The following is a 437-nucleotide window of genomic DNA, read 5'->3' on the forward strand; positions in this document are numbered from 1 at the left end:
TCGACGACGTTCTGGCCAAGAGAAACAAAGCCTGAGCCGGGATTTTCCACCCGTTGCCGATTGCCGGCGGCGAAAAGATACCCATCGGGCACGAACCAGCCTGCCAGCATTCTTCATGCGCCGGAATTGCCGCTTAGGCGGCCAAGGGCTTTTGCAAGCCCGGAACGCCGGCAGGCCAACGCAACGCTAACCCACGGCGCCCGCCCCGCTTGAGATGCGGGGCACTCCAGGAGAAACTATGTCAGTTGCAAATCCCACTCGCGATGATTTCGCGAGCCTGCTCGAAGAATCTTTTTCCGCCGGCCATTCCGGCGAAGGCCAAGTCGTCAAGGGCACGATCACCGCGATCGAAAAGGACATGGCTATCATCGACGTCGGCCTCAAGGTCGAAGGCCGCGTGCCGCTGAAGGAATTCGGCGTCAAGGGCAAGGACTCGA

Annotated in this window: 1 protein-coding gene; it reads left to right on the forward strand. The window is 60.4% G+C overall.

The window, feature by feature from the left end; genetic code table 11:
• Positions 1-238: 238 nt before the first annotated feature.
• Positions 239-437: S1 RNA-binding domain-containing protein (locus EOB36_RS34090; protein ID WP_128286598.1), on the forward strand; the 199-nt coding region annotated here is incomplete at its 3' end.

Source organism: Mesorhizobium sp. M6A.T.Cr.TU.017.01.1.1 (assembly GCF_004023115.1).
Lineage (GTDB): Bacteria > Pseudomonadota > Alphaproteobacteria > Rhizobiales > Rhizobiaceae > Mesorhizobium > Mesorhizobium mediterraneum.